We start from the raw sequence: 10,049 nt of genomic DNA, 5'->3' as shown, positions 1-10,049 counted from the left end.
GCGGGGGGGGGGGGGGGGGGGGGCGGCGGGGGGGGCGGGGGGGCGGGCGCCGGGGGGGGGGGGGGGCCCGGGGGGGCTGTGCCCCCTGCACCCCCCTGTTGGGGCTTTGCCCCTTGCCCCCACCGGGGGCTTTGCCCCCAGGGCCCCTCTGGGGGCTGCGCCCCCAGACCCCGCCCGCCACAGTGGTCGAGTTGGCCGGACCGGCCGGCGATGCCGCAGGGGCTGAGCAGGGAGCCATAATCGGGGCCATGACCCGCCTCATCCTCGCCACCCGCAACGCCGGAAAGATCACCGAACTGCGGGCGATCCTCGCCGAAGCCGGGCTCGGGCACGAGCTCGTCGGTGCCGACGCCTACCCCGAGATCCCAGACGTCAAGGAAACCGGCGTCACCTTCGCCGAGAACGCGCTCCTCAAGGCACACGCCCTCGCCCAGGCCACCGGCCTGCCCGCCGTCGCCGACGACTCCGGACTCTGCGTGGACGTACTCGGCGGCGCACCCGGCATCTTCTCCGCCCGCTGGGCCGGCCGCCACGGCGACGACAAGGCCAACCTCGACCTCCTCCTCGCCCAGCTCGGCGACATCGCCGACCCCCACCGCGCCGCCCACTTCGCCTGCGCCGCCGCACTCGCCCTGCCCGACGGCACCGAACGCGTCGTCGAAGGCCGCCTCCGCGGCACCCTCCGCCACGAACCCGCCGGCGACGGCGGCTTCGGCTACGACCCGATCCTCCAGCCGGACGGGGAGACGCGGACCTGCGCCCAGCTGACGGCCGCGGAAAAGAACGCGATCTCCCACCGAGGCGAGGCCTTCCGCGCACTGGTCCCTGTGGTCAGGGAACTGCTGGGCTGACCCCCGGCCACGTGCGACGAAGGGCGCGATGCGTAGAAGCGTCGCGCCCTTCAAGCGGTGGGCCCGGTGGGACTCGAACCCACGACACACCGGACCTAAACCGGCGCCCTCTTGGCCAGCTGGGGTACGGGCCCGCGGCGCCACTCTACTTGGTGCTGCGACGGCCACTTGAGAAGGTCGGAGTCTGGCTGTGACAGGTGGGGCAGAGGTACCGCAGGTTCTCGCGACGGTTGTCCAACGGGTCGCCGTTGATGTGGTCGATCTCCAGCACCAGCCGCTTGCCGTGCCACAGCTCGCCTTGGCCGCACCGGGCGCAGGCGCGCGGCACACCGATCTCGTCGAGCGACCGGCGCAGCAGTGTCGTGTTTGTGCGGCGGGCTCCAGGTTGCTTTCGGATCAGGATCTCGTCGGCGTGCATACGGTTGTGCGGTGTGGCTCCGGCACAGTGCGCTTGACCAATGAAGTGCGCGGTCGAGAGGCCGTACGCTTCGATGCTCCGCTTCGCTCGGGCGATCGAGGCTCCGCCAGGACGGGGAAACCCCAGTCGCCTCAGCAGGTCTGCGACGCCGAGTGATTCCGCGACAGCCCTCCTGAACTCCTCCTCCGGGAAGAGCCCTCCACGGCCTTGGAAGTGGCTGGTGTCGATGCCGAACTGCTGGAGCTTTCGCTTGACGTGTTCGTATGGGCCGTCCTCGGGAGGGATACCCATGTGGAGAAAGATCTCGCGGATGCTGGTGGAACCGGCCGCTGCCTGCGCCAGGGTTTCCTTGGAGTACGAGCGCTTCGGGCGTTCTGGAAGGGGCTCGTCGCAAAAGTGGGACGTGTCGATTCCATAGTGGGCGAGCCGGTCGCGAAGGTAGCGATATGGCTTGCTGCCCAGGGGGGCGCCGACTCGGCGCATCAAGTCGACCAGGCTCGTCGACTCCTTGGCTGCCTCGGTCAGCAGGCCCCGCGGGTACTTGGCCCTCATGAGACGCCTCGATTCCGTCCGCGGTAAGTGTCCGTCACCGAATGGCAGTTGGGGCAGAGCAGGCGGAGGTTCTCCGGGCGGTTGTCCCACCACTCCCGTTGATGTGGTCGACCTCCAGTCGGACCGGATCGCCGTGCCATTCGGAGCAGCCGCACAAGGCGCATGCCTCTGGAACCCCGAGTCGTAGAAGCTCCCGGCTGAGGCGGCGGCCGGGGATTCTGCCGTCGTCAGGCGAGCGCAGCGACAGCACGCTGCCGAGCGAGCCCTTCGGGCGTCTCTTCGGTTGCGTGAAATGGGACGTGTCGATGCCAAGGGCCGCGATACGTCGGCTGATGTGGGTCTGGTTCCCGCCGACGTTGCTGATGCCCAGGTGTCGGACAACGTCCTTGATGCTTGTGGACGCCTCGACAGCCGCCCGCAGCGTCTCCTCCGTGTGCCGTACTCCGCCTTCCCGTAGGTGCGAAGTATCGATGCCAGCCTCGGCCGCCTTCTTACGCAGATACCGTCGGCTCCCCGAGGTTGGCTCCCCTCCGCAGAGCCGGACCGCCTCGTCCCAGGTTTCTGCCTTCCGTACCGCCGCTTCCAGCAGCTCCCGCGTATACCGCTGCCCCGCCATGAAGACCCTCCCGATTTCGCCCGCCCGTTCCCACCCTTCGCACGTATCAACGAACCGAATATCGGACAGTTACGCCCGAAAAGCGGAACGGCCCGTGCTACTTGCCGGAGAGCAAGTGGCACGGGCCGTTCCCGTACGAGCGGTGTGAGAGGGAGGGAGCCCTCAGACCCCCAGATCCCGCATGATCTTGGCGACGTGGCCCGTGGCCTTGACGTTGTAGAAGGCGTGTTCCACCTTGCCCGCCTCGTCGACGACGATCGTCGAGCGGATGACGCCCTCCACCACCTTGCCGTAGAGCTTCTTCTCGCCGAAGGCTCCATAGGCCATGAGGACCTCCTTCGACGGATCGCCCACCAACGTGACCTTGAGGCTCTCCTTGTCGCGGAACTTCGCGAGCTTCTCCGGCTTGTCGGGCGAGACGCCGATGACGTCGTAGCCGGCGGAGGCGAGGACGTCGAGGTTGTCCGTGAAGTCGCAGGCCTGCTTGGTGCAGCCGGGGGTGAGAGCCGCCGGGTAGAAGTAGACGATGACCTTGCGGCCCTTGTGCGCGGCGAGGGAGACCTCGTTGCCGTCCGCGTCGGGCAGGGTGAAGGCGGGGGCGGTGTCGCCGGGCTGCAGGCGCTCGCTCATCGGTGGGGCTCCTCGAAGCGGTCGGGATGGATACGGAACGAGCGTAACGGGGCCGCCGTGAGGTACCGGATCGTGGGAACTGACAGACTGTCTTCTCCCAGAGACGTACGACGTAACGGAGGCGGCGCGGTGTCGGATGCCAGGACCCCCGCTGAGATCGAGGCGGACATCAAGCGGCGGCGCACCCAGCTGGCCGAAACCCTGGACGAGATCGGGGTGCGGATGCATCCGAAGACGATCGTCGGGGACGCGAAGGCACGTTTCGCCGATGGCGTCGACCAGACGCTCGGGCGCGCGTATGTGAGCGCGAACCGTGCGGTCAGCGAAGTGAAGGCGCAGTTCGTGGACGGTGAGGGCGCGCCGCGCATGGAGCGGGTGGTGCCGGTGGCGCTGCTCGTCGTGGGCGTGGTGGGGCTGCTCGCCCTGGGGTCGCGGCGGCGCAGGGGCTGACCCTGGGGCGTGGGGCCGGCTTGGAGACAGGTAGGTTGCGGGACGTGAGTGCCAAGGGATTCGAGCGCAGTACCCAACACGACAAGTTGCCCATCCGGATGCTGCACGACCGGGTCCTCGTACGGACGGACACGGTCGAGGGCGAGCGGCGTTCGACCGGCGGGATCGTGATCCCGGCGACCGCGGCCGTGGGCCGGCGGCTCGCCTGGGCGGAGGTCGTCGCGGTCGGGCAGAACGTGCGCACGGTCGAGCCCGGTGACCGCGTTCTGTACGACCCGGAGGACCGTGCCGAGGTCGAGGTCCGCGGGGTGGCCTATGTGCTGATGCGTGAGCGGGATCTGCATGCGGTCGCCGCCGACCGCTTCGAGGGGTCCGAGGATTCGACGGGCCTCTATCTCTAGGTCACGGCTGCGACGCCCCGTTTCGATACGGAGAGGGCCCGGCGATTCTGTTCGCCGGGCCCTCTCCGTATGCCATGTGACCGCGCCCCTACGTGCTGCCCGCGTCCGCCCCGCCGTCCGCGTCCTGGCCGCCGTCCTGTCCGCCGACAGCGGCCCCTCCGTCGGCGCCCCCGTCCGCACCGCCGTCGGCGCCGCCGTCGATGCCCCCGTTGGTCTGGCCTTGGGTCTGACCCTGGTCGGCGCCTTGGGTCTGTCCCTGGTCGGTGCCCTGCGTCTGGCCCTGGTTCTGGCCCTGCGTCTGACCTTGGTCGGCGCCTTGCGTCTGGCCCTGGTCCTGGCCCTGCGTCTGTCCCCGGTCGGTGCCCTCGGTCTGCCCCTCCGGCGGCTCGAAGGTGGGCAGCGGCGGGGGTTCCTCGGAGCCGGCCGGGATCTCCAGGTCGAAGTCGCGTACGGGCTCACCGGCCAGTGCCGTGCGGGTGAACTGGGCCCAGATGCGCGCCGGGTAGGCGCCGCCGTTCATGCGCGGCTGTCCCACTGCCCCGTACAGCGGGGTCTGGACGGCGGTGTCCGGGTCCTGGCCCATCACCGCGACCACGGTGGCGAGTTCGGGGGTGTAGCCGGCGAACCAGGCGGCCTTGTCCTCCTCCGCCGTGCCCGTCTTGCCCGCGGCCGGGCGGCCCGCGGCGAGTGCGGCGGAGCCGGTGCCGTCGTCGACGACGCTCTGCAGGACGGAGGTGGTGGTGTCGGCGGCCGCGCGGGAGATGACCTGCTCGGTGTCGCGGGAGGGGAGGGTGATCTCCTTGCCGTTCTTCTCCAGCTTGTCGACGAGCGCGTACGTGCCGTGCCGGCCGTGGTTGGCGAGGGTCGCGTAGGCCTGGGCGACGTCGAGGACGCTGGCGGTCGGGGTGCCGAGCGAGATCGAGGGGTACGGGCCGAGGCCGGGTGTGGTCTTCGGGATGCCGAGGGCGATGGAGGTGTCCATCACCTTGTCGGAGCCGATGTCCACGGCCATCTGTGCGAACACCGAGTTGACGGACTTCTCGGCGGCGGTGCGCACGGTGATGTTGCCGTAGTCGACGTGGTCCTCGTTCTCGGGCGCGAAACGCTCGCCGTTCCACCCCTGTACGGGTCGGCCGCTGGTGCCGTCGTAGATGGTGTTCGGGGTGATGGGGCGGCCGTCCTGGGTGGTGGAGCCGTTGTCGAAGGCGGAGGCGAGGACGAAGGCCTTGAAGGTGGAGCCCGCCTGGTAGTCGCGCCGGGTGGCGTTGTTGGTGAACTGCTTGACGTAGTCGATCCCGCCGTACAGCGCGGTGACCCGGCCGGTCTTGGGGTCGATTGCGGCGCCGCCGGCGCGGACGTTGCGGTCGACCTTGCGGGTGTCCTTGTCGAGCTTGGACATCAGCTGGTCGTCGACGGCCTTGACGAAGGCGTCCTGCTGGTCCGGGTCGATGGTGGTGGTGATGCGGTAGCCGCCGCTCTTGAGTTCGTCCTCGTCGACGATCTCGTTCGCGAGCAGATAGTCCTTGACGGCGTTCACCAGATAGCCGCGCTGTCCCGACAGGCCCGATGAGGTGCCGGCCTCGGCCTCGGGGTCGGGGAACTTCATCTTCGAGCGGAGGGTCGGATTCAGCCACTTCTCCTTGACCATGCCGTCGAGCACGTAGTTCCAGCGGGCCACGGCCCGCGGCTTGTTCTCGGGGTGCGCCGTCACGTCGTACGCGCTGGGGGAGTTGAGGAGCGTCGCGAGATACGCGCCTTCGGCGGTGGTCAGGTCGTCGGGCTTCTTGTCGTAGTACGCGTGGGCGGCGGCGGAGATGCCGTACGCGTTGCGTCCGAAGTAGCTGGTGTTGAGGTAGCCCTCGAGGATGTCGTCCTTGGAGACCTCGCGGCCCAGCTTGATCGCGATGAAGAACTCCTTCACCTTGCGGCCGATCGTCTGGTCCTGGTTGAGGTAGTAGTTCTTCACGTACTGCTGGGTGATCGTCGAGCCGGACTGCTTGCCCTTGCCCCTGACGGTGTTCCAGGCCGCGCGGAGCATCGCCTTCGGGTCGACGGCGGACTCGGAGTAGAAGTCGCGGTCCTCGGCGGCGAGTACTGCCTGCCGTACGTTCTCGGGGACTTGGGAGAGCGGGATGTTCTCGCGGTTGACGTCGCCGTCGCGGGCGAGCTGTTTGCCGTCCGCGTACAGGTAGACGTTGGTCTGTGCGGTGGCGGCGGCGTTGGCGGGCGGGATGTCGACGAGCATGTAGCCGGCGACGAGTGCGCCGCCGATCAGCAGGCACAGGAGCAGGAACGTGCCGAGGACCATGCGCCAGGTGGGCAGGAGGCGGCGCCAGCCGGTGCGCTTGCGGCTCTTCCTGCCCTTGGCCTTGCCCTTGCCGTCGGGCTGCGCCCGGGTGTCCGGCTCCGGGGGGCCGGGCTGCGGAGTGCCGGCGGGCTCCGGCTCGCGGGGAGCCCACCCCTGCTGCTGCCCCTCCTGCTCACGCGGCTCGTCGCTCATGTCTGACACCTTGGCATCAGGTCGTATGAGCCCCGCGGTCGGCGCGCGCCCCGGACGGCCCCGCGATCGGCCGGATGAGTGAAAACGCATGGCGCCTTGTTGCCGTGCGGGGCTAGGGTCGTCGTCTTTGGCCGCCGCCCCTTTTGCCGGGGGTGACCGGCGGATCTACGGTCGGGAGAGGGGCAGGGACGTGCGCTTGTACGCGGCCGTCGCGGCCGGAGGTTTCCGGCGGCACGCGACGTACCGGGTGGCGACCGCGGCGGGCGTCTTCACCAACACCGTCTTCGGTTTCGTCCTGACCTTCACCTTCATGGCCCTGTGGGACGAGCGCCCGAACCTGGGGGGCTACGACAAGCCCGAGGCCCTCGCGTACGTCTGGATCGGGCAGGCGCTCCTGGCGACCTGCGGTCTGATGGGCGGCGGAGGGTTCGCCGAGGAGCTGATCGAGCGCATCAAGACCGGCGATGTCGCGATCGACCTGTACCGTCCCGCCGATCTCCAACTGTGGTGGCTCTCGGCCGACTTGGGGCGGGCCGCCTTCGAGCTGCTCGGCCGCGGGATCGTGCCGATGGCCGTGGGCGCGCTCGCCTTCGATCTGGCGCTGCCGGACCACGCTTGGCAGTGGCCGGCTTTCCTCGTCTCGGTCGCGCTGGGAGTGGTGGTCGGTTTCGCCATCTGGTTCCTGGTGGCGCTGAGCGCGTTCTGGCTGATGGACGGGGCGGGCGTGGTGCAGATCGCCTGGCTGTGCGGTCTGTTCTTCTCCGGGATGCTGCTGCCGCTCACGGTCTTCCCCGGCGTGCTCGGCGATGTGGCGCGGGTGCTGCCGTGGGCGTCGATGCTGCAGGTGCCGGCGGATGTGTTCCTCGGCAAGCACACCGGCTGGGGCCTGCTCGAGGCGTACGGGTTCCAGGCGGGCTGGGCCGTCGTGCTGCTCGCGGCCGGGCGCGGACTGCAACTGGTCGCGCGGCGAAGGGTGGTGGTCCAGGGTGGCTGAGCCGGGGGCGATGACGGCAGGGGCGCGCCTGGTGGAGGGGCTCGCCGCCTTCCGGATGATCGCGGCGATGTGGATCCGCTCCACGATGACGTACCGCTTCTCGTTCGCGATGACGCTGCTCGCCAATTTCGTCGTGAACTTCTTCGACTTCGTCGTGATCCTGCTGATGTTCACGCATGTCGAGGGCCTCGGCGGCCTCGCCTTCGCGGAGGTGGCCTTCCTGTACGGGGCGACCAGTACGGCCTTCGGCCTCGCGGATCTCGCGCTCGGCCAGGTCTCCCGGATCGGGCGGCGGGTGCGCGACGGGACCCTCGACACGCTCCTTGTGCGGCCCGCACCGGTTCTCGCGCAGGTGGCCGCCGACCGGTTCGCGCTGCGCCGGCTCGGGCGGGTCACCCAGGGGCTGTTCGTGTTCGTCTGGGCACTGGTCCTGGTGGACATCGACTGGACGGTGCTCAAGGTCCTCGTCGTTCCGATGATGGTGCTGTCCGGGGCGGTGATCTTCGGGTCGGTGATGGTGGCGGGGGCCGCGTTCCAGTTCTGGGCGCGCGATGCCGCGGAGGTGGTCAACTCCTTCACGTACGGCGGGAACACGCTTCTGCAGTACCCGCCGACCATCTTCGCCAAGGACCTCGTGCGCGGCGTGACCTTCGTGTTCCCGCTGGCCTTCGTCAACTGGCTGCCCGCGCTCTACGTCCTGGGCCGCCCCTACCCGGTGGACCTGCCGGCCTTCACCGCCTTCCTGCCGCCGCTCGTCGCCGTGCTGTGCGCGCTGCTGGCGGGGGCGTGCTGGCGGGCGGGGCTTCGGGCGTACCGCAGTACGGGGAGCTGATGTCGTGCGCAACGCAGGAACAGGGAGCTGATCGCGTCTTGGACTCCGACGCCATGGATTTCATCGAACTCGACGACGTACGCAAGGTGTTCGACGTACGCAAGAAGAAGGGGTTCCTGCGGCGCGAGCGGCATGAGGTGCGGGCGGTCGACGGGATCAGCTTCACGGTGCCGCGCGGCGAGATGGTGGGCTACATCGGGCCGAACGGCGCCGGTAAGTCCACCACGATCAAGATGCTGACCGGCATCCTGACGCCGAGCGGCGGTCGCGTACGGGTCGCGGGCATCGACCCCTCGCGCGAGCGCACCCGGCTCGCGCACCGCATCGGTGTCGTCTTCGGGCAGCGCACCACGCTGTGGTGGGATCTGCCGCTGATCGACTCGTACAAGCTGGCGCACCGCATGTACCGCATTCCCGACGCGCGCTTCCGCGCCAACCTGGAGCGCTGCGTCGAACTCCTGGACCTGGCGGACCTGTTGGCCGTTCCCGTGCGGCAGCTCTCCCTCGGGCAGCGGATGCGCGGAGACATCGCGGCGGCGCTCCTGCACGACCCCGAGGTGCTGTACCTGGACGAGCCGACGATCGGCCTCGACGTGGTCAGCAAGGCCAAAGTCCGGGAATTCCTGCGGGACTTGAACGCCGACGCGGGCACGACCGTGCTGCTCACCACCCACGACCTCCAGGACATCGAGCAGCTCTGCAAGCGCGTGATGGTCATCGACCACGGGCGGCTGATGTACGACGGGGCGCTGGCCGGGCTGCACGAGGTCGGCGAGAGCGAGCGCACTCTTGTGGTGGACCTGGAGCGTGAACTGCCCGCCCTGGAGGTCCCGGGCGCGCGGGTGGTGAAGGTCGAAGGGCCGCGCCAGTGGCTGGCGTTCCCCGCATCCGCGTCCGCGGCGCCGCTGGTGACGGAGATCGCCTCGGCGTATCCGCTGGTGGATCTCTCCGTACGCGAACCCGATATCGAAGCGGTGATCGCGAAGATGTACACGGACCGGGCAGAACTGGGGTGACCTTCGCGGCGGGTGCCCGGCTAGGCTGATTCATATGACCGACGACCTGCCCGAGCTGAGGGCATCAGACGCCGACCGCGAGCGGGTCGCCGAGGTGCTGCGGGACGCGCTGGCCGAGGGCCGCCTCGACATGGAGGAGTTCGAGGAGCGTCTCGACTCCGTCTACAAGGCGCGTACCTATGGGGACTTGGAGCCTCTGACGCGCGACCTGCCGGTGGCCGGGCAGGCTGCGGCGCCGGTGCCGTTCGCCTCCTCCGCGCCCGCCGTGGGCTCCGACTGGTCCGCGCGGGTCGGCGGCGAGGCCACCTCGCGCGGCGGCGTGGCGATCATGGGCGGCTTCCAGCGCAAGGGCGTGTGGACCGCGCCGCGGCGCTTCAACTGCTTCGCGTTCTGGGGTGGCGGCGAGATCGATCTGCGCGAGGCCCGCTTCGAGGACCGCGAGACCGTCATCAACTGCGTGGCCGTCATGGGCGGGATGAACGTGATCGTGCCGCCCGGCGTCGAGGTCGTCGTCCGCGGCTTCGGCATCATGGGCGGCTTCGACCACAGCGAGGAGGGCGTGCCGGGGGAGCCCGGGGCGCCCCGGGTGATCCTCACCGGGTTCGCGCTCATGGGCGGGATCGGTGTCGAACGCAAAGTGACCCGCGCGGAGAAGCAGCGCCTGAAGGAGGAGCGGCGCCGGGCCAAGCTGGAGAAGAAGGCGGAGCGCAAGGAGCTGGAGGACTGACGGCAGGACCCGCGCCGAGCGGCCCGAACGGCTGACGGCAGGGGCGCGCCGGGCCGCCCGAA

The 10,049-nt window shown here is 69.6% G+C and carries 11 protein-coding genes and 1 tRNA gene; 7 read left to right on the top strand and 5 right to left on the bottom strand.

Going from position 1 to position 10,049, the window contains the following annotated elements:
- Nucleotides 1-248 precede the first annotated feature (248 nt).
- Nucleotides 249-851: an RdgB/HAM1 family non-canonical purine NTP pyrophosphatase gene (gene rdgB / locus H9Y04_RS31775; RefSeq protein ID WP_187817544.1), complete on the top strand. Its 603-nt coding sequence runs from the start codon at nucleotides 249-251 to the stop codon at nucleotides 849-851.
- A gap of 58 nt (nucleotides 852-909) precedes the next feature.
- On the opposite strand, the gene H9Y04_RS31770 is transcribed toward rdgB, so the two are convergent.
- From H9Y04_RS31770 to bcp, 4 genes are all read right to left on the bottom strand, one after another.
- A tRNA-Leu gene (locus tag H9Y04_RS31770) sits at nucleotides 910-985 on the bottom strand.
- An 11-nt stretch (nucleotides 986-996) separates the two neighbouring features.
- On the bottom strand, nucleotides 997-1,821 hold the full coding sequence (locus H9Y04_RS31765; RefSeq protein WP_187817543.1) for an HNH endonuclease signature motif containing protein: 825 nt from the start codon (nucleotides 1,819-1,821) through the stop codon (nucleotides 997-999).
- Between the two features lie 34 nt (nucleotides 1,822-1,855).
- On the bottom strand, nucleotides 1,856-2,437 hold the full coding sequence (locus H9Y04_RS31760) for an HNH endonuclease (RefSeq protein ID WP_438818173.1): 582 nt from the start codon (nucleotides 2,435-2,437) through the stop codon (nucleotides 1,856-1,858).
- A 162-nt stretch (nucleotides 2,438-2,599) separates the two neighbouring features.
- Nucleotides 2,600-3,067, bottom strand: coding sequence for a thioredoxin-dependent thiol peroxidase (gene bcp / locus H9Y04_RS31755; RefSeq protein WP_187817542.1), 468 nt, complete (start codon nucleotides 3,065-3,067; stop codon nucleotides 2,600-2,602).
- Nucleotides 3,068-3,196: 129 nt separating this feature from the next.
- On the opposite strand from bcp, the gene H9Y04_RS31750 reads away from it, so the two are divergent.
- Nucleotides 3,197-3,517, top strand: coding sequence for a DUF3618 domain-containing protein (locus H9Y04_RS31750; protein WP_187817541.1), 321 nt, complete (start codon nucleotides 3,197-3,199; stop codon nucleotides 3,515-3,517).
- A 44-nt stretch (nucleotides 3,518-3,561) separates the two neighbouring features.
- Nucleotides 3,562-3,918: a GroES family chaperonin gene (locus H9Y04_RS31745; protein WP_187817540.1), complete on the top strand. Its 357-nt coding sequence runs from the start codon at nucleotides 3,562-3,564 to the stop codon at nucleotides 3,916-3,918.
- Nucleotides 3,919-4,006: 88 nt separating this feature from the next.
- Here H9Y04_RS31745 and H9Y04_RS31740 read toward each other — a convergent pair whose 3' ends face one another.
- On the bottom strand, nucleotides 4,007-6,418 hold the full coding sequence (locus H9Y04_RS31740; protein ID WP_187817539.1) for a transglycosylase domain-containing protein: 2,412 nt from the start codon (nucleotides 6,416-6,418) through the stop codon (nucleotides 4,007-4,009).
- A 190-nt stretch (nucleotides 6,419-6,608) separates the two neighbouring features.
- On the opposite strand from H9Y04_RS31740, the gene H9Y04_RS31735 reads away from it, so the two are divergent.
- The 4 genes from H9Y04_RS31735 to H9Y04_RS31720 are packed head-to-tail and all read left to right on the top strand — an operon-like array spanning nucleotide 6,609 to nucleotide 9,987.
- The gene (locus H9Y04_RS31735) at nucleotides 6,609-7,412 is read left to right on the top strand and encodes an ABC transporter permease (protein ID WP_187817538.1); all 804 of its coding nucleotides are present in this window, start codon (nucleotides 6,609-6,611) and stop codon (nucleotides 7,410-7,412) included.
- A gap of 10 nt (nucleotides 7,413-7,422) precedes the next feature.
- Nucleotides 7,423-8,244, top strand: coding sequence for an ABC transporter permease (locus H9Y04_RS31730; protein ID WP_187817576.1), 822 nt, complete (start codon nucleotides 7,423-7,425; stop codon nucleotides 8,242-8,244).
- Entirely contained in the window at nucleotides 8,244-9,260 is a 1,017-nt protein-coding gene (locus H9Y04_RS31725) for an ABC transporter ATP-binding protein (RefSeq protein WP_187817537.1), read from the top strand. Before H9Y04_RS31730 ends, H9Y04_RS31725 begins: the two co-directional genes overlap by 1 nt.
- A 34-nt stretch (nucleotides 9,261-9,294) precedes the next feature.
- Nucleotides 9,295-9,987 (top strand): DUF1707 SHOCT-like domain-containing protein, encoded by a 693-nt coding sequence (locus tag H9Y04_RS31720; protein ID WP_187817536.1) that lies wholly within the window; start codon nucleotides 9,295-9,297, stop codon nucleotides 9,985-9,987.
- Nucleotides 9,988-10,049: the final 62 nt, after the last annotated feature.

The organism is Streptomyces polyasparticus (assembly GCF_014493765.1).
Classification (GTDB): domain Bacteria; phylum Actinomycetota; class Actinomycetes; order Streptomycetales; family Streptomycetaceae; genus Streptomyces; species Streptomyces polyasparticus.
The sequence above is the reverse complement of the archived record's forward strand: the minus strand, read 5'-3'. Positions and strand labels throughout refer to the sequence as shown.